Origin of the sequence: Bradyrhizobium sp. SZCCHNR2028, from assembly GCF_032380995.1 — a bacterium.
In the GTDB taxonomy this organism is placed as follows: domain Bacteria; phylum Pseudomonadota; class Alphaproteobacteria; order Rhizobiales; family Xanthobacteraceae; genus Bradyrhizobium.
This window is the reverse complement of sequence record NZ_JAUHJF010000017.1, coordinates 123,447-147,533: the sequence shown is the minus strand read 5'-3', so window position 1 is coordinate 147,533 and position 24,087 is coordinate 123,447. Positions and strand designations below refer to the sequence as shown.

The following is a 24,087-nucleotide window of genomic DNA, read 5'->3' as shown; positions in this document are numbered from 1 at the left end:
GTATTTTCGGGGCGCCACGCCACAGCCATTTTGTCGACGGATCAACGAGATGGTAATGATATTCACTGCTCTTGGAACGTCACGGCGACAGCGGCCTTGGGGGACCCGTTTCAAGGGGGGCTGCAGCGCTCGTTCCGGGACTGCTGATTGGGGATCGAGCGCAGACGATGGGGTCCATCGACAGGTACATCTTTCGCACGACGCTGGCGTCGTTCGCGTTGGTCCTGATCAGCCTCACCGGCGTGATCTGGATTACGCAGGCGCTGCGCGGCATCGACCTGATGACCAGCCAGGGCCAGACGATCCTGACCTTCCTCGGCATCACCGGGCTCGTGATTCCTTCCCTGCTCGGCGTCATCGCGCCAATTGCGCTGATGATCGCGGTCTCGCACACGCTGAACAAGCTCGCGACCGATTCGGAGATCATCGTCATGAACGCGGCCGGCATGTCGCCGATCCGGCTGTTCGTGCCGTTCGCCTATGCCACCTGCGCGGTGGCCGTGCTGGTGACGGTGATCGCCGCCTTCTTCGCCCCCGACGGCCTGCGCCGGATCAAGCAGTGGGATGCCGAGATCACCGCCGACGTGCTCGCCAACATCCTGCAGCCCGGACGGTTCGCGCAGCTCGACCAGAACCTGACCATCCGGATCCGCGAGCGCCAACCCGGCGGCGAGCTGTCCGGCATCCTGATCGACGACCGCCGCGACCCCAAGGAGCGAATCACGATCATCGCCGAGAAGGGCACCGTCGTGAAGAATGCCGACGGCTCGTTCCTGGTGCTCGAGGACGGCAATCTGGAACGCTTCGAGCTCGGCAAGCGCGAGCCGGCGATGGTCGCGTTCGCCCGCTACGCCTTCGACATGTCGAAGTTTTCGAATCAGGGCCGCGACGTCACGCTCGGCATCCGCGAGCGCTATCTCTGGGAGCTAATGGCCCCCGCCGAGAACGATCCGATCTACAAGCAGATCCCGGGACAATTCCGGCAGGAATTGCACGACCGCTTCCTGGCGCCGATCTATCCGTTCGCCTTCGCAGCCCTCACCTTCGCATTCCTGGGCGCGCCGCGGACGACACGCCAGAGCCGCAACTTCTCGTTCGGCAGCGCCATCCTCGCCGTGTTCGGCGTCCGCATGGCGGGCTTCGCCTGCTCGGTCATGACCGTGAAGACGCCGATGGCAGCACTGGTGCAGTACCTCATGCTGTTCGGCGTGCTCGGCCTCAGCATCTGGATCATCATCGGCGGCGTGGTGGTCGAGCCGCCGGCGCGGCTGATGGAAGCCATCAACCGCTCGAACGCGCGGATCGCACGCCTGTTCGGAAGGCCGGCCACCGCATGAGCATGGTCACCAACACGCTCGGGCGCTATTTCGCCGGCCGCTTCCTGGTCTCGGCGGTCGGCGTGTTCGCGAGCATCTTCATCCTGCTCGTGCTCGTCGACTACATCGAGATGGTGCGCAAGACCTCCGGGCTCGCCTCGGCCTCGGCGCTGATGGTGGCGGAGACGTCGCTGTTCCGGGTGCCGCAATTGCTCGAGAAGATGATGCCGTTCTGCGTCCTGATCGGCGCCATGACCTGCTATCTCGCACTGTCGCGCCGGCTCGAACTCGTGGTGGCGCGCGCAGCAGGGGTCTCCGCCTGGCAGTTCATCGCGCCGGCGCTGGCAAGCGCCATCGTGCTCGGGCTGATGGCCACGACCCTCTACAACCCGATGTCGGCCAATCTGCGCGAGCTCTCCAAGCGCATGGAGGCCGAGCTGTTCGGCGCGGCCCCCGGCGGCGGCGTGCAGGATGCGGCCGGCTTCTGGCTCAACCAGATCAACCCGGACGGCTCCGTGATCATCAATGCCGCCCGCAGCGAGCAGCAGGGCGTCCGCCTGACCGGACTGACCCTGTTCCGTTTTGATACGGACAAGCACTTCAAGGAGCGAATCGAAGCCCGCGAGGCGACCCTCGAAGAAGGCCGGTGGGTCTTCCGCTCGGTGCGCCGATTCTCCCTCGATGCGCCCCCTGTCGACGAACCGACGTTCATTCTTCCGACCAGCCTGACGCCGGCGCAGGTCCGAAACAGCTTCTCCACCCCCGAAACTGTGTCGTTTTGGCAACTGCCGACATACATCCGTTCGTCGGAGAGCTCAGGCTTCGCGACCGCGGGGTACCGACTGCAGTATCATAGGCTGATCGCGCAGCCGTTTTTGCTGGCTGCGATGGTCATGCTCGCTGCGTCCGTGTCGCTCAGGTTCTTCCGAATGGGTGGCGTACAGAAAATGGTTTTGAGTGGCGTGGGCGCCGGGTTTCTGCTCTACGTTCTGTCGAAAGTAACTGAAGATTTGAGCAAGGCTGAGTTGATGAATCCGATCGCTGCGGCGTGGCTGCCGGTGTTCGTCGGCGGCCTCACCGGTTTCATGGCTTTGCTCTACCAGGAGGACGGCTAGTGTCGTTCGTTGCCGTCCGTCAGACAGCGCTCGCCGCGCTTCGGCAGCATGCCGTTGCGCGCCGCGGTTGCGTGCGCGTGCGTCGCGCCGGGTCTGGCGTGCTTGGATTCGTTTTGGCCTGCGGGCTCGGCCTGATGGTTGCGGCTGCGACCGGGGTCGTGGCGCCGAGTCCTGCCGCCGCGCAGGGCTTCACCTACAATCCGCGCCCGCCCAAGGCGCCGCCGCCGCGCGTCGCCAACGACAACCAGATGCTGGTGCAGGCGACCGAGGTCGATTACGACTACAACAACTCGCGCGTGTCGGCGGTCGGCAACGTGCAGCTGTTCTACAATGGCACCTCGGTCGAGGCCGACCGGGTGATCTACGACCAGAAGACCAAGCGTCTGCATGCGGAAGGCAACATCCGCATGACCGACGCCGACGGCAAGATCACCTACGCCAACAGCCTCGACCTGTCCGACGATTATCGTGACGGCTTCGTCGATTCGCTGCGCGTCGAGACCGAGGACCAGACGCGGATGGCGGCGACCCGCGCCGACCGCTCCAAGGGGAATTACACCGTCTTCGAGAACGGCGTGTACACCGCCTGCGCGCCTTGCAAGGACGATCCGAAGAAGCCGCCGCTGTGGCAGGTCAAGGGTGCGCGCATCATCCACGACCAGACCGAGAAGATGCTGTATTTCGAGAACGCCCAGCTCGAGTTCTTCGGCGTTCCCCTGGCCTACATCCCCTACTTCTCGACGCCCGATCCGACCGTGAAGCGCAAGAGCGGCTTCCTGATGCCCGGCGTCACCCAGACCGGCGGCTACGGCTTCGGCGTCGACATCCCCTATTACTGGGCGATCGCGCCGGATTACGACGCGACCTTCACGCCGCGCATCACCTCCAAGCAGGGCGTGCTGCTGCAGACCGAGTTCCGCCAGCGCCTCAGCAATGGCGGCTATCAGGTGCGCCTGTACGGGATCGATCAGCTCGACCGCAACGCCTTCGCCGGCCAGCCGGGCGATCGCCAGTTCCGCGGCGGCGTCGACACCAAGGGCCAGTTCGCGCTCAACGACAAGTGGGTCTGGGGCTGGGACGGCATCCTGCTGTCCGACTACATGTTCCTGTCGGATTACCGGCTGGCGCAGTACCGCGACCCGTTCAACTCGTTCATGAGCCTGCCGACCGAGGCGATCTCGCAGCTGTATTTGACCGGCGTCGGCAGCCGCAGCTTCTTCGACGTCCGGGCGATCCACTATCTGAGCTTCTCAGGCAACCAGCAGACCGTGCCGGTGGTCTATCCGGTGCTGGATTACTCGAACGTGCTGAACTACCCCGTGTTCGGCGGCGAGTTCAGCTACAAGACCAATTTCGTCAATCTGAGCCGCCAGACGGCGGTGTTCGACCCGATCACGACCACGGCCAACACCAATGGCCTGTGCGCCATCAATTCCGCCGATCCGGCGACGCGCGCGCGATGCCTGCTGCGCGCCACGCCCGGCACCTACACCCGCCTGACTGCGCAGGCGGAGTGGCGGCGGTCGTTCACCGATCCCTACGGCCAGATCTGGACGCCGTTCGCGATCCTGCGCGCGGATGCGATCAACGCCAACGTCTCGAACCAGCCGGGCGTCGGTAATTTCCTGCAGACCGGCGACACCCAGGCGCTGCGGCTGATGCCGACGGTCGGCCTCGAATATCGCTACCCGTTCATCAACGTGCAGCCATGGGGCACGACGACGATCGAGCCGATCGCGCAAGTGATCATCCGGCCGAACGAGACCTACGCCGGCCGGCTGCCGAACGAGGACGCCCAGAGCATGGTGTTCGACGCCAGCAACCTGTTCAGCGTCGACAAGTTCTCCGGCTACGACCGCGTCGAAGGCGGCGGCCGCGCCAATGTCGGCGTCCAGGCGACGACGCAGTTCGACCGCGGCGGCACCATCAACGTGCTGTTCGGCCAGTCCTACCATTTGTTCGGGATGAACTCGTTCGCGGTGCAGGATGCCAACAACACCGCCATCGGCTCCGGCCTGGACAAGAACGTCTCGGACTACGTGGCGCGTGTCGATTACTCGCCGAACCGCACCTACACGTTCAGCATGCGCAGCCGGTTCGACCAGCAGACCCTGAACATCCAGCGCTTCGAGGCGGAAGCCAAGGCGAACTTCGACCGCTGGTCGGTGGCCCTGACCTACGGCAACTATGCCGCCGATCCGGCGCTCGGCTATCTCGACCGGCGCGAGGGCATCCTGGGCAGCGGCTCGGTCAAGGTAGCGCCGAACTGGGTCGTCACGGGTGCGGCGCGCTGGGATCTGGCAGCCAACAAGATCAACCAGTATGTGATCGGCGCCGGCTATGTGGATGATTGTTTCGTGCTGGCTGCCAACTATGTAACGTCGTATAACTATACGGCAGGCACCACTCCCCCCGTTCTGAGCCATGCCTATATGCTCCAGATCGGACTCCGGACGCTGGCCAATTCCTCGTCCACGGGAACCGGGGCTGGGGGCCTTCAGTAGCGCGCGCCAGTCTCCGACGGGCCGCTCCGTGGGGTTCGAAAGTCCCTCGTCGGGAGCCGTGGCGCGGTTTCCAGTTGGATCAATAGCGACAGCGAAGCTTGGTCATGACGATCGCGTTCTCTCCTCGCCTTCGGGCCCTGGCCATCTGCACTCTTGCCGCACTCGTCTGCGGCATCGGAACGATGTCAGCTCGCGCCCAGAGCATCGTCGTCATGGTCAATGGCGATCCCATCACCGACTATGACATCGAGCAGCGCACCAAGCTGAACTTCCTGAGCACTCGCAAGCATCAGTCCCGCCAGGAGATCATCGACGAGCTGATCGACGACAAGGTGAAGATCAAGGAGGGCAAGAAGTACGGCGTCGAGCCGACTGCCTCCGACGTCGACCAGTCGTTTGCCGGCATGGGCTCTCGCATGCGGCTCAACCCGGAACAGTTGACCAAATCGCTGGAGAGCCAGGGCGTGCGGCCGGAGACGCTGAAGGCCCGCATCAAGGCCGAGATCGTCTGGAGCAGCCTGGTGCGCGGCCGCTACAAGGAGCGGCTGCTCGTCTCCGACAAGGACGTCGCCGCGGCTGTCGCCGCCGCAGGCGGCGACGGTGATCAGCAGGGCCAAGCGTTCGAGTACAAGATGCAGCCAATCGTGTTGATCGTGTCGAACTCCTCGAACCAGGGCTTGATGGAGGCACGTCACAAGGAGGCGGAGGCGCTGCGCTCACGGGTGCAGACCTGCGCCGAAGCCAACAACATCTTCAAGACGACGGCGAATGCGGTCATCAAGGAGATCGTCGTCAAGACGTCCGCCGACATTCCGCCGAATCTGCGCAAGCTGCTCGATGACACGCCGATCGGCCACCTGACTCCGCCGGAAGCGACACGGCAGGGCATTCAGATGGTGGCGCTCTGCTCGCGGACTCCGACCACGATCGACACGCCGAAGAAGCGCGAGATCAAGGAGCAGATGTATACCAAGAAATACGAGGCCACCTCCAAGGCCTATCTGCAGGAAGTCCGCAAGGCGGCGATGATCGAATATCGCTGATGACGAAGCCGCTCGCGCTGACCCTGGGGGAACCGGCAGGCATCGGCCCCGACATCACCCTGCAAGCGTGGCTGCGCCGCACCGAGCTCGGACTCCCCGCCTTCTACGTGCGCGGTGATCCGGCCTTCCTGGCTCAGCGCGCCAAGCTGCTCGACCTCCCCGTCACTGTGGACGAGGTTCGTCCCGAACAAGCGGCGCAGGCGTTTGCGACCGCGCTGCCCGTGGTCTCCACCGGGCACGCCGTGACGGCCCTGCCGGGCCGCCCGGACATGACGAGTGCCGAGGCGGCCATCGGCTCGATCCGGGAGGCCGTGGCCGACGTGAGGGCCGGACGCGCCAGCGCCGTCGTGACCAACCCGATCGCCAAGGCCGTCCTCTACCGCGCCGGCTTCTCGCATCCCGGCCATACCGAATTTCTCGCCGAGCTCGCCGCCGATGGCGGAGCCACGCCACAGCCGGTCATGATGCTGTGGTCGCCTGTTCTCGCCGTGGTGCCGGTGACGATCCACGTCGCGTTGCGCGATGCGATCGAACAGCTGACGAGCCCGCTGATCACGTCGACGACGCGAATCGTCGCGGCGAGCCTGCGTCGCTATTTCGGCGTGGCGCGGCCCCGCATCGCCATGTCGGGACTCAATCCGCATGCGGGCGAGGACGGCACGCTCGGCACCGAAGAGGACACGATCATCGCCCCGGCGATCGCGACGTTGCGCAACGCCGGGCTCGACGTGAAGGGACCGCTGCCGGCAGACACGATGTTTCATGAAGCTGCGCGCAAGACCTATGACTGCGCCATCTGCATGTACCACGATCAGGCACTGATCCCGATCAAGACTCTGGCGTTCGACGAGGGCGTCAACGTGACGCTCGGCCTGCCCTTCATCCGCACCTCGCCCGACCACGGCACGGCCTTCGACATTGCCGGCAAGGGCACCGCCAATCCGGCGAGCCTGATCGCGGCGCTCGAGCTCGCGGCGCGCATGGCCAGCCAGTCGTCATGAGCGCGATCGACGACCTCCCGCCGCTGCGCGAGGTCATTCGCGACCATCAGCTGTCGGCGCGCAAGGCGCTCGGTCAGAACTTCCTGCTCGATCTCAATCTCACCGCCCGCATCGCGCGGGCCGCGGGTCCCCTGGAGGACGCCACCGTGGTGGAGATCGGCCCCGGCCCGGGAGGCCTGACGCGGGCGCTGCTCGCGCTCGGCGCGCGCCACGTGATCGCGGTCGAGCACGACGAGCGCGCGATCCCGGCGCTGCAGGCGATCGCCGACCGTTACCCCGGCCGGCTCGAAATCGTCTGCACCGACGCCCGCACCTTCGACGTCCGGCCCTACCTCGGCAGCACCAAGGCGAAGATCGTTGCCAACCTGCCCTACAACATCGCCACGCATCTCTTGATCGGCTGGCTTTCCGTAGAGCCGTGGCCGCCCTGGTACGACATGATGGTGCTGATGTTTCAGCGCGAGGTCGCCGAGCGGATCGTCGCGCGTGAGAACGAGGACGCCTATGGCCGGCTCGGCGTGCTCGCCAACTGGCGCTGCGAGACCAAGATCCTGTTCGACATCTCGCCGTCGGCCTTCGTGCCGCCGCCGAAGGTCACCTCGTCGGTGGTGCGGCTGGTGCCGCGCCCTTCGCCCGAACCATGCGACCGCCGCGCGCTCGAGCAGGTCGCGGCCGCCGCCTTCGGCCAGCGCCGCAAGATGCTGCGGCAGAGCCTGAAGTCGCTGCCGGCGGATCCCGCGCGGCTCGCGGCCGCCGCCGGCGTCGATCCCACCCGCCGCGCCGAGACCATTCCGGTGTCGGGCTTTGTTGCCATGGCCCGCGAATTGACCAATAGTCGCAACGAGAACAAGTCTTAATCAACAAGCATTTCAGGGAGTTTCATCATGGCGTTGATGCGCCGTCAGTCGCTCGTCAAGTTCGACGCACCGCTGTGCGAAACCATCGTCGAGACGCCGAAGCCGCAAGGCCGGGAAGTTCTGGTTCGCATCGAGCGCTGCGGCCTGTGCCACTCCGACCTGCATATCCAGGACGGCTATGCCGATCTCGGCGGCGGCAAGCGCCTGGACACCACGCGCGGCATGACCCTGCCCTTCACGCTCGGACACGAGATTGCCGGAGTCGTCGACGAGGTCGGACCCGACGTGCCGAAGGAACTGATCGGCGCGCGCCGCGCAGTGTTTCCGTGGATCGGCTGCGGCCAATGCCGCGACTGCGCCAATGGCGACGAGAATTTGTGCGCCAAGCAGCGCTTCCTCGGCGTCTCGATCGACGGCGGCTTCGCCACCCACGTGCTGGTGCCCGACGCGAAATATCTGCTGGAATACGATCCGCTGCCGGTCAACCAGGCCGCGACGCTGATGTGCTCCGGCGTAACGGCCTATGGCGCGCTCAAGCGCCTCGTGGATCGGCCGCGCCAGCGCAATTTGCTGCTGATCGGACTCGGCGGCGTCGGCATGATGGGCCTGTCGTTCGCGCAGGCGATGTTCAAGCAACCGATCTCGATGGCCGACCTCTCGGCGGCTGCGCGCGAGACCGCGCTGAAGAATGGCGCCGCGACGGCCTACGATCCGGCCGAGCCGGATGTGATCAAGCGCATCCTCAAGGAGACCGAGGGCGGCTTCGACGAGGTCGTCGATTTCGCCGGCAACGAGAAGTCGATGGCCTTTGCGGTGTCCGTCGTTGCACGCGGCGGCAAGATCGTCGTCTCCGGACTGATGGGCGGCCAGTTCACCCTGCCGATGGTTCAATGGGTGTACAAGCGCATGACCATCGAGGGCTTCATGGTTGGCACGCTGACTGAGGCGCACGAGTTGATGGCGCTCGCGCGCGCCGGCAAGATCAAGCCGCCGCCGATGCGCGAGGAGCCGATGGCTGACGTACAGAAGTGGATCGATGCGCTGCGCGCCGGCCATGTGGTCGGACGTGTGGTGCTGACGAACTGATCCGTCGCCTGTTGCGACATCGGACGCGGCGGCGGTGCTGCACCGCTGCCGCTGCTGCCAATCATTTGTCCACAAACGCAGAGGTTGTCGGTGTGACGCCCTTGATCTCTGAGGGTGAAAAACCGGGTCCATCTTCACCGATGTGACCGATTTGGCGCGATAGCGCGGCCAAAATCGCGGCGCGATGCAAATCCTCTTGTGGGAAAAAAGCCGCACTCGGACACGAAAGGATCGAGACAGAATTAATCCGGAATTGCGGCTCATTGCCACCCAACTTGTCTCCGAGAACGCGCCGTTGCGTAAGCGTATCCGGAGTCTTCAATGGCAAGCCGAACGGCAGGAGTTGCATTTGCCATTGCTGCCGGAATCGCTGGCAGCGTCGTGCTCGTGCTGCCGCGCGTCGTCTTGGCGGCGGAGGAATGTCTGACCGAGCCGACGGGAGAGAAGTCCGACGCGCAACGCTGGTACTATCGTTTCGATCGTGGCACCAATCGGCGTTGCTGGTATCTGAAAGACGCCAACGGCAACCCCCGTGACGCCGCCGCGGCACCGATACGGGCGACGCAGCAGCCGGCTCCCTGGGACTTCGCACAGCCCGCTCCACCCAAACTGACGCCAAGACGCACCGATGGCCCGGTCGTTCGCACCAGCGACGCCCTCGCAGAAGCGCCGCAGCCGCGGCTGCGTACCGATCTCGCCGTGCGAGGCACGCCGAAGCCGCAGACCCTCGCCACACGGACGACGCTGACGGCGTCGGACGCCAGCCTGCCGCGCAGCCTCGATAGCTCGCCCTGGCCCTCTGCCCCGCCGCAACAGGCTGACCCGATTGCAGCCGATGCGCCGCCGCCGGCGATGGCCGACGACGGCAATGTGGAGCCGGACGCGAATGCGGCGCCGGCTGCCGACGGGCCGATCATCGCACCCAAGCCGAGCAAGCCCGAAGCGCCCATCCACGTGCTCATGCTCGTGGTCATCGGCGCACTCGCGATTTCAGGACTGCTGGCGAGCGCGCTCTATCGGCTCAGCCGGATGGGACGGCGGCAACGGCGCAACGGCAGCTGGCACGCGGACGCAGTACGGATGCGCCGTGGTCGCATGAAGCCACGGTCCAAGGCGCCGCAGGGCGGGATGCGTGCGAACCGCGGCAGCATGCCGGCGGCACCATCCCATCCAGGCGGCAGCCGCGGCTCTCAGCCGGCTTCGGCGCTCGACCTCGCCAGCGCGCGGCTGTCCGCTTCAACGGACCAGATCGACCCCCGTGCACAGCGACCGGCGCCGTCTCCCCAGCATCAGGATCACCCGGCCGTGGCCGCTCGCCGACGCGACCGGGACGCGGCTGCGGAGATGCAACGGTCGCAGTCCACCGACGCAGTGTGGCAGGCGGTCGATGAGCTGGTGGATCGCGCAGCGGTGCGCCGGGCTGAGCCTTCCGGGGCACAGGCGGCTGCGGCCAACGTGCAGCCATCGCCGGCTGCCGCAATTGCTCCATCGCCTGCTGCTCCGGCGCAAGCACAACTGACGGCTGCCCAGATGGCCGCGGCGCAGGCCGCTGCCACCAAGATTGCAGCAGCCCAGGCGAGCGCCGCTGCCGCAGCCGCCTCGCAACGCTCGCCGACCTATGCGGCGCCGACCGCACCCGCCGAGCCCTGGCCGGCTGCGCAGCGAGTTGAACCTGCGAATCCCATCCGCGTCCAGGCGGCCGCACCGATGCCGCCACCCGCACCGCCACCGACGCAGGCTGGCACGAGCGCCGCCCCACCCGCCCCTGTCGACGTCAGCGAAATCGTGTCGGCGCTGCGCAAGGCCCGCAGCAGCGAAGCCGCGTCCCCCTCTGCCGGCGCCCCGATCGACGCCGCCAAGGTGATTGCCGCGTTGCTGGTATCGCGCGCGGCCAAGCGGCGTACCACGCAACCCGGCGAGGCTGGCGATGCTCCGGCTGCAGCGGTCCTCGCTGAGACGGCTCCGCCAGCGCGTGAGGACGCGGCCCCCCAGACCACGCCGGCGTCGCAACATCTGACGGATCGTCTGCGTGGCGGCCAGCCGGCCGCTCAGCCCGTTCCCGCGATGCCCGATCAACCCACGCGCGCGCCGTCGACAGCACCAGCCGATCCAGCGGCCGCACTGATCGAGACGCTTCGCGCGCACGCGGCACGACAACCGGCCCCTCAGCCTGACGATGACATCGCCGTGGCCGGACCCGCGATGATGTCGGAGGCCCCTGCCGCCGAAGACGATGAGTTCGACGATCCCGCGGCGGCGCTGATCAACCTTCTGCAGTCGCGCTTTTCATTGCCCGAAGACGAGCTGGAGGCAGAGCCGCAGCAGGAGGAGCACGAGGAGTTCTCCGTCGAGGCTCAGCAGAACGTCGCGCACATGCATGATGATCCCGCGGCCCGACTGATGAGTCTCCTGGAATCGCGGTCGTCGATCCCCGCCGCGCTCCCCATCGACAGACCGCAGGCGCAGCGGGCGCAGCAGCAGCGCCCCCTGTTCGTGCCGACGCCGTTCGAGGACCCGGCGACCCCGCCGCTCGACTTCATTCCGCGGCCGCCGGCGCTGCGGCCGCGGCCGCGCAACATTCAGCAGGATGAGTCGCTCGACGGCATCCAGGACATCCTGGCGCGCCTCGGCCGACGGGCGTGACAGGCGCCTCAGCTTTCGAGCTGGCGCTGCAACTCGCGGACGAAGGTCGTCAATCCGGTCCGGCGCTCGCGCTTCAGGCGCTCTGCCTTGAGGATCGACTGCACCTCGGCAAACGCATCGTCGACGTTGCGGTTGATGACGATATAGTCGTACTCCGCCCAATGGCTCATCTCGTGACTGGCGCGGCTCATGCGCCCGCGTATGACCTCATCGGAGTCCTGCGCACGCGTATGCAGCCGCTTCTCGAGATCGGCGGCGGACGGCGGCAGGATGAACACGCTGACGACGTCCTGCCGCGCCTTCTCGCGCAGTTGCTGCGTGCCCTGCCAGTCGATGTCGAACAGCACATCCTGGCCGCCGGAGAGCGCCGCTTCGACCGGCGCGCGTGGCGTGCCATAGCGGTTGTCGAACACGGTCGCCCATTCGAGCAGCTCGTTGCGCTTGGCCATGTCCTCGAAGCGCGCCCGGTCGACGAAGTGATAGTCGCGGCCGTCGATCTCACCGGGGCGCATCGGACGCGTCGTCGCCGATACCGACATCCGCAAGCCCGGCATGCGCTCGATCAGCAGGCGCGACAGCGTCGTCTTGCCCGCCCCCGAAGGCGATGACAGCACGAACATCAGGCCGCGCCGCTCGACCCCATCGAAGCTTCCGTCGTGAGCCACCATGGATCACTCCAGATTCTGAACCTGTTCGCGGAACTGCTCGACCACGGTCTTCATCTCGAGGCCGATGTTCGTCAGCTCGATATCGTTCGACTTCGAGCAGGTGGTGTTGACCTCGCGATGGAATTCCTGGGCGAGGAAGTCGAGCCGGCGGCCAACAGGCCCGCCCTTGCCGAGCATCTCGCGCGCCTGCGCGATGTGCGAGGCAATGCGATCGAGCTCCTCGCGCACGTCGGCCTTGGCCGCGATCAGCAGCGCCTCCTGCGCCAGGCGATCGGGATCGAAACGATCGGAGGTCTCGAGTAAGGCTGCCACCTGCTCGGCCAGCCGCGCCTTGATCGCCTCGGGCTTGCGGCCCGGCGATGCCTCCGCCTTTTTCGCCAGCGCCTCGATCTCGTCGACGCGCTGATTGAGGATTTGTCCGAGTGTGTCGCCCTCGCGCCGGCGCATCTCGACGAGATGCTTCAGCGCGGTCTCGAACGCCGCGATCGCCGCCTCCTTGGCGGCCTTGTCCTCGGCCTCGTCACTCTCCGGCTCCGCCACCTCGATCACGCCCTTGATCGACAACAGCCCATCGATGCTCGGTGCGACCGCGTCGATCCGGCCCGCAAGCGAGCTCGCCATCTTCACCACCGCAGCCAGCACGTCCTCGTTGATTCGCACCGTCGACCCGGTCTCGGTGCGCTTGACGGTGAGATTCGCATAGACGGTGCCGCGCGACAGGACTTCCGTTGCGCGCTTCTTGGCGAAGGCCTCGACCTCGTCCCAGCCCTGCGGCAACCGCACCCGGATGTCCAATCCCTTGGCGTTGACCGACTTCAACTCCCACTCGAACGAGTAGGGACCGCTTGCTCCGTGGCTACGGGCAAAGCCGGTCATGCTCGACAGCGCCATTTCGTCCATGTCTCCGGCACATTGGGAACGAGGACAGACTCAGCCCCCGCCAAAAGTGCGCGAACCTTACGGCCTTTTGGGCAAATGTTAAGCCCGGTTCTGCGCGGCCGACATGCGTGGGAAATTATTGCTGAACGACCGGCGGGCTCGGCTGCGCCGCCCCCTGACGGGCGCCATTGCCAGGTGCGGCCCCCGGCGCAACTCCGCCGGTGGCGCGGTTGGCCGGCGGCTTCTTTGCCGCTGCGGGAACCCGTGGGGCCGCCGCTCCGGCCGCCGGATCGGCCGTGCCGCCCGCGACGGCAGGCGGCGCCTCGTCGGGCTCGACCGTGTCGTTCTGGGTCTGCCGCTCCATCGCCCTGAGCTTGGCGACGTTCTTCTGGTGCAGGTCGTAGGTTTCAGTGAACGCATGGCCGCCGGTGCCGTCGGCGACGAAATAGAGATCGCGCGTGCGCGCCGGATTGGCCGTCGCTTCCAGCGAGGCGCGGCCGGGGTTGGAGATCGGTCCCGGCGGCAGGCCCTCGATCACATAAGTGTTGTAGGGCGACGGCTGGGTGATCTCGCTGCGCTTGATCGGACGGCCCAGCGTGCCCTTGCCGCCAACCAGACCATAGATGATGGTCGGATCGGACTGCAGCTTGATCCTCTGCTTCAGCCGGTTGACGAATACGGCGGCCACCCGGCTGCGCTCGTCGGGCTTGCCGGTCTCCTTTTCGACGATCGAAGCCAGCGTCACCAGCTGCTCCGGCGTCCTGACCGGCAGATCCGGACTACGCCGTTCCCAGATCTCGGCCAACACCCGCTTCTGCGCCTGCTGCATGCGTTGCACGACCTGGTCGCGGCTGGTGCCGCGCGGGAACTTGTAGGTCTCCGGCAACAACGTGCCTTCGCGCGGAATCTCGCGGACGCTGCCGGTGAAGATCTCGTTTTCGGACAGGCGGGCCACGATCTGCTCTGACGTCAGGCCCTCGGGCACGGTCACCGAATGCTGCACGACCTTGCCTTCGACGATGACGCCGATCACGTCGCGCAACGACGCATTCTTCTGGAACGCATACTCGCCCGGCTTGAGGTCGGAACTGGCCTTCAGGGCATAGACCCCACCAATGAAGATCCACGGATTGACGTCGATCACGCCTTCACGCGCGAGTACGTCGGCAATATCGCGTTTACCCGCGCGCTGCGGGATGTTGACGATCTTGTCCTCCTGCAGCGGTCCTGCCGCTTCGAGGATCTGCCGTCCATAATAGTAGGCCGCGCCCACGCCGAGCATGGCCAGGATGAGCAAGGTGATGATCGCATTGCCGACCACCACGAACGGATTGCGGGCGCGGTCGGAGCGGCGCGGCGGCGGCGGCACGCGTTCCGGCTCCAGCGCTGCGCGCGGGCTGCGGGGTGAGATGGGCGGCCGTTCACTCATCGATGCAACCTTCAGTCCTGTCGCTCTCGTCGTGGCCGTGCGCTCCCCAACGCAAGCGACCTGAAGTCCACGCCCAATTTAACGATTCGTCATGTCGTCATCGAATACGGCGAAAAGGTGTTTTCGCCGGGCCTCACCGCCATGCGCATCCACTTACCGCATCGGCGCCGAAGGCCGACCTGCGAAGGACACGCGAAGTCTTGGGTTCTAGTGTGGCTGCAGTCGGATATCCACGTGACCAAGCGACAATCGGCCCGAGCGGCATCCGTCCTTCCGCACTAGTTCGCCACGCGCCGCAAAACCACCGACGCGTTGGTGCCGCCGAAACCAAACGAGTTCGACAGCGCCACGTTGATCTCGCGTTTGCGAGGCGCATGCGGCACGAGGTCGATCGCGGTCTCCACCGACGGGTTCTCCAGGTTGATCGTCGGCGGAGCGATGTTATCCCGAATCGCGAGAATGCTGAAGATCGCTTCGACGGCGCCCGCAGCTCCCAGGAGATGACCGATCGACGATTTGGTCGAGGACATCGAGATCTTCGACGCGGAATTGCCGAGCAGACGCTCGACGGCGCCGAGCTCGATCTCGTCGCCGACCTGCGTCGAGGTGCCGTGGGCGTTGATGTAGTCGAGATCGGCTGCCGTGATGCCGGCACGCTTCAAGGCGGCACTCATGCTGCGAAAGCCGCCGTCGCCGTCCGGAGATGGCGAGGTGATGTGATAGGCATCTCCGGATAGTCCGTAGCCGGAGACTTCGGCGTAGATCCGCGCGCCGCGTGCCTTGGCGTGCTCATACTCCTCGAGCACGACCACACCGGCGCCCTCGCCCATCACGAAGCCGTCGCGGTCCTTGTCGTAAGGGCGCGATGCCCGCTCGGGCGTCTCGTTGAATCCGGTCGACAGCGTGCGCGCCGCGCAGAACCCGGCCATGCCGATTCGGCAAATCGGCGATTCGGTGCCGCCGGCGACCATGACATCGGCATCGCCGAGCGCGATCAGGCGGCTGGCGTCGCCGATCGCATGCGCGCCGGTCGAGCAGGCGGTGACCACCGAATGATTGGGGCCCTTGAGCCCGTGCTCGATCGAGACATAGCCCGAGGCGAGGTTGATCAGACGTCCGGGAATGAAGAAGGGCGACACCTTGCGCGGACCGCGTTCCTTCAGGAGGATCGCAGTGTCGGCAATGCCCGAGAGGCCACCGATGCCGGACCCGATCAACGTGCCGGTGGCGCAGCGGTCCTCTTCCGTTGCCGGATGCCAGTTGGCGTCATCGAGCGCCTGACGCGCCGCAGCCATCGCGAAAATGATGAAATCGTCGACCTTGCGCTGGTCCTTCGGCTCCATCCACTGGTCGGCATTGAAGGTGCCGTCGGAACCATCGCCGCGCGGCACCTGACAGGCCACCTTGGCGGGAAGATCGGAGACGTCGAACGACTCGATCAAGCGCGCACCGCTCTTGCCCTGAAGGATGCGCTGCCAGGTCGTTTCCACACCACAGCCAAGCGGCGAAACCATACCAAGGCCAGTGACGACAACCCGCCTCATGTTCGCTTCTCCAGACCCGACCTTGAGCGCTTGTGGATCGGCTGACTGCCGTCGCCGCACCTCGGGTCAATTGTTCGAGTAACACGTTCTGGCCAGGCAGCGCGTCCGAATCGTCCGTCGCCGGCCGCCAGATGACGGCTCATCGCGACGCCGCCAACAGCAAGAAACCGGTCGACCGCACAAGACGGATCGGCCGGTTTCGCGCAACTTCGCTAGAGCGTCAGCTCTTGGCGTTCTTCTCGAGGAACTTGGTGGCGTCGCCGACAGTCAGGATCGTCTCCGCGGCGTCGTCCGGAATCTCGCAACCGAACTCCTCCTCGAAGGCCATGACGAGCTCGACCGTGTCGAGGCTGTCAGCACCGAGGTCGTCAATGAAGCTCGCGTTGTCGACCACTTTCTCGGGCTCGACACCAAGGTGTTCGACCACGATCTTCTTAACCCGCTCGCCAATCTCACTCATCGTTCAACCTCGTGCTTGTTCCTTTAAGACCCGACCCCCGGATGATCCGCATCACCCCGGCCGCTAAACTTCCTTCGCGATCGCGCAAAACCAGATTTGCCCCGCAGCGCCCCTTTACCGAAATTTGGCGGACGACTTGCGGTCCGAAAACTTCGGAAACGGGGCCACTCACAAACTCCAATCCACACTCTCCATGAGGCCGGTACGCCTCCGATCCAGAGCGCTCAAACAGAAACCCGGATCAGCAGCACCAGTCGACGGAGGCCCGGCGAACGATGGTAGCTCGCCCCGCCAATATACAGGGTTTGGAAATCCTGCAATGGCGTTCTTCGTGCCCCCATCAGCCGCCCGGTTACCATACACGCGAATCATTGACCACACGGCCCGGTATGGTGGTCGCGACGTCTTTTCGCCGCATTCCGAGCCGCGGCAGAGCCTAGATCATGGCCATGCCGCCATTGACGTGGATGGTCTGGCCCGTGACATAGGCCGCCTCGTTTGAGGCGAGGTACACCGCAGCTGCAGCAATGTCCTCGGGCGTGCCCAACCGCGCCGCCGGCACCTTGGCGAGGATCGACTCGCGCTGCTTCTCGTTCAACGCGTCGGTCATCGGTGTCTTGATGAAGCCCGGGGCGATGCAGTTGGCGGTCACGCCGCGCTTGGCATATTCGGCACCGAGCGTCTTGATCATGCCGATGATGCCGGCCTTGGACGCCGTGTAATTGCCCTGCCCCGGATTGCCGGTGACGCCGACGATCGAGGTGATCGCGATGATGCGGCCGAAGCGCTTGCGCATCATCAGCTTGGTGGCGGCACGCGAGAGGCGGAATGTCGCGGTCAGGTTGACCTTGATCACTTCGTCCCAATCCTCGTCGCGCAGCTGCACGAACAGGTTGTCGCGGGTGATGCCGGCGTTGGCGACGAGAATGTCGACCTGCCCCATGGCCTGTTCGGCGGCCGGTACCAGCGCCTCGACCTCGGCCGTATCCGACAGATTGCAGGGCAGCACGTGCACGCGGCTGCCCAGCTCGCCCGCGAGGGTCTCGAGCACCTCGCGCCGGGTGCCGGAAACGGCCACGGTCGCTCCCTGGGCATGCAATGCCTTGGCGATCGCATTGCCGATGCCGCCGGTCGCGCCGGTGACCAGCGCGGTCCTGCCACTCAGATCGAACATCAAACTCTCCTCAATGCCGCTGCACGCAGCCCCTTACGACGTTTTGGCCGCCGCCAAGGCATCCTTGGCGGCCGCAATGTCCGCCGGTCCGCCGACGGCGACACCGACCGCACCGTCCGCGATCCGCTTGACCAGGCCGCTCAGCACCTTGCCGGCGCCGATTTCGAAAAACCGCGTCACGCCCTGGCTCGCCATATAGGCGATCGATTCGCGCCAGCGCACCGTACCCGTGACCTGCTCGACCAGGCGACGGCGAATCTCGTCGGGATCACTGATCGGCGCCGCGAGCACGTTCGAGACCAGCGGCGCGGCCGGCGCCTTGATGGTGACCCTGGACAGCGCCTCCGCCATGACGTCCGCCGCCGGCTGCATGAGCTTGCAATGGAACGGCGCGGAGACCGGCAGCAGCATGGCGCGCTTGGCGCCCTTGCCGCGCGCGATCTCGACCGCGCGGTCGACGGCGGCCTTGTTGCCGGACACCACCACTTGCCCTCCGCCATTGTCGTTGGCGGCCTGGCAGACCTCGCCCTGGGCCGCCTCGTCGGCGACAGCCACGGCGGCTTCGTAATCCATCCCGAGCAGCGCGGCCATGGCGCCGACGCCCACCGGAACGGCCTTCTGCATGGCGAGACCGCGCGTCCGCAGCAGGCGGGCGGTGTCGGCGATGGTCAGGCTGCCGGCAGCCGCGAGTGCCGAATATTCGCCGAGGGAGTGGCCGGCGACGAAGGCCGCATCACGCCCGACCGAGAACCCCGCCTCGGCCTCCAGCACCCGCAAGGTTGCCATCGAAACCGCCATCAGGGCGGGCTGGGCGTTCTCGGTCAATTGCAGGGTTTCGGCCGGGCCTTCCCAGATGAGGGCGGTCAGCTTCTCGCCGAGGGCGGCGTCGACCTCCTCGAACACGGAGCGGGCGACCGGGAAGGCGTCCGCGAGCGCCTTGCCCATGCCGACGGCCTGGGACCCCTGCCCCGGAAAAGTGAATGCTGCCGTCATGGCCGACCCCTGAACGTTCCAAAATCCCTGGAATTGAGTAGCTTTGGCCGGAAAGACACTGGCAAAGGCCGGGATGTCAAGCGCGTGACGGGCGCAATTCGACCACTTTCCCTTGCCTTGGCGCCGAAAATCGGTATAAGGCCCGCCATCCGTGGATCCCGAGCCGGGAGCTGAACGGACGGTCCCAGCAAATTAACCTTGCTCGATCCTGGGGATGTATCTCCTCCAGGATGTCCAGGCGACTTTGATGGGGCAGGGCCAGTCGGCCCGTCGTCCCGTGTTCCCGCCTTCTGAGCTGACGTCTGCGAGTCCTTTCCACAAGGGCTCGAAGGGCTTGACGCCGAGATCTGCGCCAACATGGAAAGGACAGCCATGCCTCTTTATGAGCATGTTTTTCTCGCGCGTCAGGACGCGAGCACCCAGCAGGTGGAAGAACTGACAGCCCAGATGACCGGCATCGTCGAAGGTCTCGGCGGCAAGATCACCAAGACCGAGAATTGGGGCGTTCGCTCCCTCACCTACCGCATGAACAAGAACCGCAAGGCGCACTTCGTGCTGCTCAACATCGACGCGCCTTCGGCGGCGATCGCCGAGATCGAGCGTCAGGAGCGGATCAGCGAGGACGTGATCCGTTACCTGAGCGTCCGCGTCGACGAGCTCGAGGAAGGTCCGTCGGCGATGATGCGCAAGGCCGATCGCGACCGTGAGCGCGACGACCGTGGCGGCGGCTTTCGCGGTGAGCGCGATGGCGGCGGTTTCCGCGGTGATCGTGGCGACCGTGGTGATCGCGGTCCCCCGCGCCGTCCCCGTGACGAAGAAACTGCGGACGAGGAGTAAGATCAATGGCTGAAGCCCCCGCACGTCGCCCGTTCTTCCGCCGCCGCAAGACCTGCCCGTTCTCCGGGCCGAACGCGCCGAAGATCGACTACAAGGACTCCAAGCTGCTGATGCGCTACGTGTCCGAGCGCGGCAAGATCGTGCCGAGCCGCATTACGGCCGTCTCGGCAAAGAAGCAGCGCGAGCTCGCGCGCGCCATCAAGCGCGCCCGCTTCCTCGGCCTGCTGCCCTACGTCATCCGCTGATTGCGGACCTCGGACCGGCGGCCCCGCGCCGCCGGCTCCTCTCGTTGAATTCTCATAAGGCTTCCGGGTCGTCCGGTCGCCGATGGTTGGGGCCATCACGCCTCTAACCGCTCGAAGGGAGCGGGACAGCTGATGATCGGAACGCTTCTCATCGCGCTCGCGGCAGGCGCTGCCTCCGCGGTCATGTTCGCCTCGACCGGGTCGGGCGTGATGACGGCGCTCGTGCTTGCGCTGCTCGCGCCCGTGCCGCTGCTGGTCGCCGCAATCGCCTGGGGCCGGATTTGCGCTGTCATCGGCGGTCTCGTAGCAACCGCTTGCGTGCTGGCCATCTTCGGCTTCGATCGCGCTCTCGCCTTTGCCGTCTCCGTGACGCTGCCGGCCTGGTGGCTCGGCCACCTCGTCCTGCTCGGCCGTCCGACGACCAGCCCGTCCGGCCAGGATGGCATCGAATGGTATCCGCCCGGCCATATCCTGCTGTGGATCGCGGTGATCGCGGCGCTGATCGCCGCGTTCTCCTTCGGCACCGACATGACGGCCACCAATCAGGGTCTCAGGCGGCTGCTGTCGCGCGTGCTCGGCAATACCGTCACGTCGACCGACGCGGTCGACATTCCCCGGCTGATCGAGCTCTTGGTCTTCATGGCGCCGCCCATGGCCGCGGTGATCATGACCACGATCCTGTCGCTCAACGTTCTGGCAGCCGCAAAGATCACGGCGATCTCCGGCCGGCTGATGCGCCCATGGCCTCGCCTGCGTGACACCAAGCTGCCGCTGATGACGCTTCCGGCGCTGTTTGCGATCATCGCCTTCTGCTTCCCAGGCGGACTGATCGGCATGTTGGCGCGGATCGCCGCCGCAGCGCTGCTGACCGCCTATGCGCTGACCGGCTTCGCGGTCCTGCATACGCTGACCTTGCCACTGCGCACCCGGCCGCTCTGGCTCGGCCTCGCCTACGCGCTGATGCTGACCTTCATCTGGCCGATCCCCATGCTGGCGATGATCGTCCTCGGCCTCGCCGACGCCGCCTTCGACCTCCGCCACCGTTTCGGCCCGCGGCAGCCGCCGCCTTTGCCGGTGCCGTAAAGGCTCAACCTCACACCAACCGCTTCCGAACATCACAAGGAGAACATCGATGGAAGTCATTCTGCTGGAACGTGTCGCCAAGCTCGGCCAGATGGGCGAGATCGTGAAGGTCAAGGACGGGTTCGCCCGCAACTTCCTGCTGAAGCGCAAGAAGGCGCTGCGGGCGACGGCCGAGAACAAGGCCAAGTACGAGGGCATGAAGGCCGATCTCGAGGCCAACAATATCAAGGCCAAGGGCGAGGCGGCCAAGGTCGCCGAGAAGATCGACGGCCGCGACATCGTCATCATCCGCCAGGCCTCCGAATCCGGCCAGCTGTTCGGCTCGGTCTCGGTGCGTGACATCGTCGCCGCGCTCGCCGCCGACGGCATCACCGTCAGCCGGCCGCAGGTCTGGCTCGACGCCCCGATCAAGACGATCGGCAAGCAAACGATCACCATCGCGATCCACCCGGAGGTCGAGACCTCGGTGACCGTGACGGTCGCCCGCAGCGCCGACGAGGCCGAGCGCATCAAGCGCGGCGAGGACATCTCGACCCGCCAGGAGGACCGCGACGCCGCCGCCGAAGCGATTGCCGCCGCCGGCGAGTTCTTCGATCCGGAGGCCCAGGACGAGGGCGCTGCCGGCGAGCCCGCGCAGCAGTAAGCGCGCTCAGCCCATTTGCGGAAAAGCCCGGCTCAACGAGCCGGGCTTTTTCATTTTTTCATTGTCGTCTCACCGCGAGGGCGAGGACGGAACCGAGGGATCCGACGGCACCGACTGGGTCGTGGCCGGCGCCGGCGTCACCGGTGGGACCGGATCGGCCCGCAGCGCCGGGGCGGCGTCGCTCGATCTCGCCGGCTCGACCCGCGGCGGCTCGGAGCCGGCGGCGCTGTCCTCGCGCGACGGCGACGGCCGGGTCGCACCGGTCGGCTCGCCGCGCGTCTCCTCCGCAGCCGAGCCCTCCTGGGCCGGCTTCTTGCGCTTGCCGAGCCTGCCCTTCTTCGCGGGCGCGCTGCCCTCGCCGTCGGCCGGCGCAGCGGTTGGATCCGCTGCCGCGTCGGGCTTCGCCTCGGCCGGCGCGGAGCGCTTGGAGTGATGACCCGAACGGCGGCGCGGCTCGCCTGGGCTGGCAGCAGCATCCGCGGCGGCTGGCTTCGCCTCCGACGGCTCGGTGGCGGCCGACCGGGCGCGGCGCTCGGACCGCGTCTCCTTGCCGTCCTTGGCCGAATGGCCCGTGTAGCGCGCATCCGCAGCGCCGTTCGCAATCAGGTAGTTGGCGAGCACGCCGGCCATCTCGGGGCTCGTCGTATAATGCTGGCGCAGAAACCCGGGCAGCGAGCCGGCCGAGGTGTTCTTGACCAGGCCGCGCGGCGACTTGTGGCAGACCACGCAGGTCCCGTTGTAGATCTGCGCAGGACTCTTGCCCGCATCGAGATTTTCCTGCGCAACGGCGGCCCCCGCAAAGCCCATGCAGAACACCGCCACCACCGTCGCCAAATTGAGCGCTCGGCCCACCATTCTCATTCTCCAGCTATGGTTTCGCCCACACGGCGCCGCCCCCGCGCGACATCCGCTGCCGTGTTTCCTCTCGCTATCAGCCGAACGTGACAGCGGACGTTGCGGTCGCTCCACGCCCTCGATGGCGATTCCTTCGGACCTCGTCCGGCGGTCAGATGCCGGACACCGGCCAAAAGGCCGGCGGCCGCGGCCTTTTTAACGGATTGCGGAGCGAATGAAAGCGCACAGATGTTCCTGCGCTGAGATGTCCATCGATCAATGACATGACGGAATATCGGCGTTGTGTTCATGGCAGTGGCGTCGGCTTGTGCCCGCTGAGTAACATAACAAGGTGATGACAGGGAACCAATCGGTTCTCGATGCGTCGAGTGCGACGGCCGGGAAAGTCAACAACTCACGGGATGGCTCGTTGGGTGGTGTGGATGGACCGTTTGCTGCGAAGTCTGTTGAGTAGCTTCATTTGCCGTGGGTCGATCAGCTTTACGACCGCCAGCGGCACGACGTTCAGCTGCGGGGATGGAACCGGTGTTCCCGTGGCGGCACGATTTCTGACCCATGAAGCCGAGCGCCGGCTTCTGGCCAATCCCGAGCTCGCGCTCGGCGAGATCTATATGGACGGCTCGTTCGTGGTCGAACGGGGATCGATCGCGGATCTGCTGTCGATCGTGATGAGCCAGCCGGCCGTGGTGCCCGACTGGGCAAAACCGCAATGGTGGCTGCGCTACCTGGCCCGCCATCTGCGCCAGCTCAACGTCAGGGGACGCGCGCGCCGCAACGTCGCCCATCATTACGATCTCGACGGCCGGCTGTATTCGCTGTTCCTCGATGCCGACCGGCAATATTCCTGCGCCTATTTCGAGACGCCGGACGCGACGCTGGACGAGGCCCAGCTCGCCAAGAAACGTCATCTGGCGGCCAAGCTGCTGATCGGCCGCCGCCATCGCATCCTCGACATCGGCTGCGGCTGGGGCGGGCTTGGACTTTACCTGGCTGAGATGTGTGATGCCGACGTGACCGGCGTGACCTTGTCGGCCGAGCAGTTGCAGGTCGCCGAGGCCCGCGCGGCCGAACGTAACCTCTCCGCCTCCGCCCGCTTCCTGCTGCAGGACTATCGCGACGTGCCCGGCACCTTCGACCGCATCGTCTCGGTCGGCATGTTCGAGCATGTCGGGGTCGCCTTCTACGACACCTTCTTTCGCCGCTGCGCCGAGCTGCTCGCGGACGACGGCGTCATGCTGCTGCATTCGATCGGACGCTCCGGGGGGCCGGATGCGACCAATCCATGGATCGCCAAATACATCTTCCCCGGCGGTTACATCCCAGCCCTCTCGGAGGTGCTGCCGGCGATCGAGCGCGCCGGGCTGCTCGTCTGCGACATCGAGATCCTGCGGCTGCACTACGCGGAGACCCTGAAGGCGTGGCGCGAACGCTTCATGGCCCGGCGCGACGAGGCCGTGCAGCTCTATGACGAGCGCTTCGCGCGAATGTGGGAGTTCTACCTGGCGATATCGGAGATGGCGTTCCGCAAGCAGAACCTGATGAATGTCCAGATCCAGCTGACGAAGCGCCAGGGCGTCGTGCCGATGACGCGCGACTACATCCCCCGTGAGGAGACGCGGCTGCGGGCGCGCGAGCGCGGCAGCCGTCCGGCGCTGCGGATGGCGGGGGAGTAGCGCGCGCGGCCCGGGACGACAGCGGAGGGCGGCGTCAGT

General features: G+C 66.1%; 21 protein-coding genes. 13 read left to right on the top strand and 8 right to left on the bottom strand.

Annotated features, from left to right (window positions below):
- Window positions 1–167 precede the first annotated feature (167 nt).
- From lptF to QX121_RS24250, 8 genes are all read left to right on the top strand, one after another.
- Window positions 168–1,337, top strand: a complete 1,170-nt coding sequence (gene lptF / locus QX121_RS24285; RefSeq protein ID WP_315739411.1) for an LPS export ABC transporter permease LptF — start codon at window positions 168–170, stop codon at window positions 1,335–1,337.
- Window positions 1,334–2,431 (top strand): LPS export ABC transporter permease LptG, encoded by a 1,098-nt coding sequence (gene lptG, locus QX121_RS24280; RefSeq protein ID WP_315813232.1) that lies wholly within the window; start codon window positions 1,334–1,336, stop codon window positions 2,429–2,431. The genes lptF and lptG overlap by 4 nt, the downstream gene beginning before the upstream one ends.
- Complete coding sequence (locus tag QX121_RS24275) at window positions 2,431–4,935, top strand: LPS-assembly protein LptD (RefSeq protein WP_315813231.1); 2,505 nt, start codon at window positions 2,431–2,433, stop codon at window positions 4,933–4,935. The genes lptG and QX121_RS24275 overlap by 1 nt, the downstream gene beginning before the upstream one ends.
- A 104-nt stretch (window positions 4,936–5,039) precedes the next feature.
- A complete protein-coding gene (locus tag QX121_RS24270; RefSeq protein ID WP_315739408.1) occupies window positions 5,040–5,978 on the top strand; it encodes a SurA N-terminal domain-containing protein in 939 nt (312 codons plus the stop codon).
- Window positions 5,978–6,979 (top strand): 4-hydroxythreonine-4-phosphate dehydrogenase PdxA, encoded by a 1,002-nt coding sequence (gene pdxA / locus QX121_RS24265; RefSeq protein ID WP_315813230.1) that lies wholly within the window; start codon window positions 5,978–5,980, stop codon window positions 6,977–6,979. The genes QX121_RS24270 and pdxA overlap by 1 nt, the downstream gene beginning before the upstream one ends.
- Entirely contained in the window at window positions 6,976–7,836 is an 861-nt protein-coding gene (gene rsmA / locus QX121_RS24260; protein ID WP_315813229.1) for a 16S rRNA (adenine(1518)-N(6)/adenine(1519)-N(6))-dimethyltransferase RsmA, read from the top strand. Before pdxA ends, rsmA begins: the two co-directional genes overlap by 4 nt.
- A gap of 27 nt (window positions 7,837–7,863) precedes the next feature.
- Window positions 7,864–8,922: an alcohol dehydrogenase gene (locus QX121_RS24255; protein WP_315813228.1), complete on the top strand. Its 1,059-nt coding sequence runs from the start codon at window positions 7,864–7,866 to the stop codon at window positions 8,920–8,922.
- A gap of 321 nt (window positions 8,923–9,243) precedes the next feature.
- On the top strand, window positions 9,244–11,565 hold the full coding sequence (locus QX121_RS24250) for a hypothetical protein (RefSeq protein WP_315813227.1): 2,322 nt from the start codon (window positions 9,244–9,246) through the stop codon (window positions 11,563–11,565).
- A gap of 8 nt (window positions 11,566–11,573) precedes the next feature.
- Here QX121_RS24250 and gmk read toward each other — a convergent pair whose 3' ends face one another.
- The 7 genes from gmk to fabD form a co-directional block, all read right to left on the bottom strand.
- Window positions 11,574–12,233 carry a guanylate kinase gene (gene gmk / locus QX121_RS24245; protein ID WP_315755742.1) on the bottom strand — a complete coding sequence of 220 codons (660 nt, stop codon included), beginning with the start codon at window positions 12,231–12,233 and terminating at the stop codon, window positions 11,574–11,576.
- A gap of 3 nt (window positions 12,234–12,236) precedes the next feature.
- Window positions 12,237–13,124 (bottom strand): YicC/YloC family endoribonuclease, encoded by an 888-nt coding sequence (locus QX121_RS24240; RefSeq protein WP_315755823.1) that lies wholly within the window; start codon window positions 13,122–13,124, stop codon window positions 12,237–12,239.
- A 124-nt stretch (window positions 13,125–13,248) separates the two neighbouring features.
- On the bottom strand, window positions 13,249–14,541 hold the full coding sequence (gene mltG, locus QX121_RS24235) for an endolytic transglycosylase MltG (RefSeq protein ID WP_315813226.1): 1,293 nt from the start codon (window positions 14,539–14,541) through the stop codon (window positions 13,249–13,251).
- Between the two features lie 278 nt (window positions 14,542–14,819).
- On the bottom strand, window positions 14,820–16,085 hold the full coding sequence (gene fabF, locus QX121_RS24230) for a beta-ketoacyl-ACP synthase II (protein WP_315739400.1): 1,266 nt from the start codon (window positions 16,083–16,085) through the stop codon (window positions 14,820–14,822).
- Between the two features lie 220 nt (window positions 16,086–16,305).
- Window positions 16,306–16,545 carry an acyl carrier protein gene (locus QX121_RS24225; RefSeq protein WP_006610957.1) on the bottom strand — a complete coding sequence of 80 codons (240 nt, stop codon included), beginning with the start codon at window positions 16,543–16,545 and terminating at the stop codon, window positions 16,306–16,308.
- 436 nt (window positions 16,546–16,981) lie between these two features.
- On the bottom strand, window positions 16,982–17,719 hold the full coding sequence (gene fabG / locus QX121_RS24220; protein WP_315739398.1) for a 3-oxoacyl-[acyl-carrier-protein] reductase: 738 nt from the start codon (window positions 17,717–17,719) through the stop codon (window positions 16,982–16,984).
- Window positions 17,720–17,752: 33 nt separating this feature from the next.
- Complete coding sequence (fabD, locus tag QX121_RS24215) at window positions 17,753–18,712, bottom strand: ACP S-malonyltransferase (protein WP_315777482.1); 960 nt, start codon at window positions 18,710–18,712, stop codon at window positions 17,753–17,755.
- 372 nt (window positions 18,713–19,084) lie between these two features.
- On the opposite strand from fabD, the gene rpsF reads away from it, so the two are divergent.
- From rpsF to rplI, 4 genes are all read left to right on the top strand, one after another.
- Window positions 19,085–19,549 (top strand): 30S ribosomal protein S6, encoded by a 465-nt coding sequence (gene rpsF, locus QX121_RS24210; RefSeq protein WP_315739396.1) that lies wholly within the window; start codon window positions 19,085–19,087, stop codon window positions 19,547–19,549.
- 5 nt (window positions 19,550–19,554) lie between these two features.
- Window positions 19,555–19,794, top strand: coding sequence for a 30S ribosomal protein S18 (rpsR, locus tag QX121_RS24205; protein ID WP_008963441.1), 240 nt, complete (start codon window positions 19,555–19,557; stop codon window positions 19,792–19,794).
- A 132-nt stretch (window positions 19,795–19,926) separates the two neighbouring features.
- Window positions 19,927–20,877 carry a hypothetical protein gene (locus QX121_RS24200; protein WP_315813225.1) on the top strand — a complete coding sequence of 317 codons (951 nt, stop codon included), beginning with the start codon at window positions 19,927–19,929 and terminating at the stop codon, window positions 20,875–20,877.
- 49 nt (window positions 20,878–20,926) lie between these two features.
- Complete coding sequence (gene rplI / locus QX121_RS24195) at window positions 20,927–21,520, top strand: 50S ribosomal protein L9 (protein WP_315739393.1); 594 nt, start codon at window positions 20,927–20,929, stop codon at window positions 21,518–21,520.
- 69 nt (window positions 21,521–21,589) lie between these two features.
- Here rplI and QX121_RS24190 read toward each other — a convergent pair whose 3' ends face one another.
- A complete protein-coding gene (locus tag QX121_RS24190; protein WP_315739392.1) occupies window positions 21,590–22,375 on the bottom strand; it encodes a hypothetical protein in 786 nt (261 codons plus the stop codon).
- Between the two features lie 422 nt (window positions 22,376–22,797).
- Between QX121_RS24190 and QX121_RS24185 the strand changes: the two genes are divergently transcribed.
- Window positions 22,798–24,048, top strand: a complete 1,251-nt coding sequence (locus QX121_RS24185) for a cyclopropane-fatty-acyl-phospholipid synthase family protein (protein WP_315777480.1) — start codon at window positions 22,798–22,800, stop codon at window positions 24,046–24,048.
- Window positions 24,049–24,087: the final 39 nt, after the last annotated feature.

Excerpts from the sequence above, each read along its gene's own strand:
- fabG (WP_315739398.1), bottom strand. The coding sequence starts at position 17,719 with ATGTTCGATCTGAGTGGCAGGACCGCGCTGGTCACCGGCGCGACCGGC.
- rplI (WP_315739393.1), top strand. The coding sequence starts at position 20,927 with ATGGAAGTCATTCTGCTGGAACGTGTCGCCAAGCTCGGCCAGATGGGC.
- rpsF (WP_315739396.1), top strand. The coding sequence starts at position 19,085 with ATGCCTCTTTATGAGCATGTTTTTCTCGCGCGTCAGGACGCGAGCACC.
- fabD (WP_315777482.1), bottom strand. The coding sequence starts at position 18,712 with ATGACGGCAGCATTCACTTTTCCGGGGCAGGGGTCCCAGGCCGTCGGC.
- QX121_RS24185 (WP_315777480.1), top strand. The coding sequence starts at position 22,798 with ATGGACCGTTTGCTGCGAAGTCTGTTGAGTAGCTTCATTTGCCGTGGG.
- mltG (WP_315813226.1), bottom strand. The coding sequence starts at position 14,541 with ATGAGTGAACGGCCGCCCATCTCACCCCGCAGCCCGCGCGCAGCGCTG.
- QX121_RS24255 (WP_315813228.1), top strand. The coding sequence starts at position 7,864 with ATGGCGTTGATGCGCCGTCAGTCGCTCGTCAAGTTCGACGCACCGCTG.
- lptG (WP_315813232.1), top strand. The coding sequence starts at position 1,334 with ATGAGCATGGTCACCAACACGCTCGGGCGCTATTTCGCCGGCCGCTTC.
- QX121_RS24190 (WP_315739392.1), bottom strand. The coding sequence starts at position 22,375 with ATGGTGGGCCGAGCGCTCAATTTGGCGACGGTGGTGGCGGTGTTCTGC.
- QX121_RS24250 (WP_315813227.1), top strand. The coding sequence starts at position 9,244 with ATGGCAAGCCGAACGGCAGGAGTTGCATTTGCCATTGCTGCCGGAATC.
- fabF (WP_315739400.1), bottom strand. The coding sequence starts at position 16,085 with ATGAGGCGGGTTGTCGTCACTGGCCTTGGTATGGTTTCGCCGCTTGGC.
- rpsR (WP_008963441.1), top strand. The coding sequence starts at position 19,555 with ATGGCTGAAGCCCCCGCACGTCGCCCGTTCTTCCGCCGCCGCAAGACC.
- lptF (WP_315739411.1), top strand. The coding sequence starts at position 168 with ATGGGGTCCATCGACAGGTACATCTTTCGCACGACGCTGGCGTCGTTC.
- QX121_RS24225 (WP_006610957.1), bottom strand. The coding sequence starts at position 16,545 with ATGAGTGAGATTGGCGAGCGGGTTAAGAAGATCGTGGTCGAACACCTT.
- gmk (WP_315755742.1), bottom strand. The coding sequence starts at position 12,233 with ATGGTGGCTCACGACGGAAGCTTCGATGGGGTCGAGCGGCGCGGCCTG.
- rsmA (WP_315813229.1), top strand. The coding sequence starts at position 6,976 with ATGAGCGCGATCGACGACCTCCCGCCGCTGCGCGAGGTCATTCGCGAC.
- QX121_RS24240 (WP_315755823.1), bottom strand. The coding sequence starts at position 13,124 with ATGGCGCTGTCGAGCATGACCGGCTTTGCCCGTAGCCACGGAGCAAGC.
- pdxA (WP_315813230.1), top strand. The coding sequence starts at position 5,978 with ATGACGAAGCCGCTCGCGCTGACCCTGGGGGAACCGGCAGGCATCGGC.
- QX121_RS24200 (WP_315813225.1), top strand. The coding sequence starts at position 19,927 with ATGATCGGAACGCTTCTCATCGCGCTCGCGGCAGGCGCTGCCTCCGCG.
- QX121_RS24270 (WP_315739408.1), top strand. The coding sequence starts at position 5,040 with ATGACGATCGCGTTCTCTCCTCGCCTTCGGGCCCTGGCCATCTGCACT.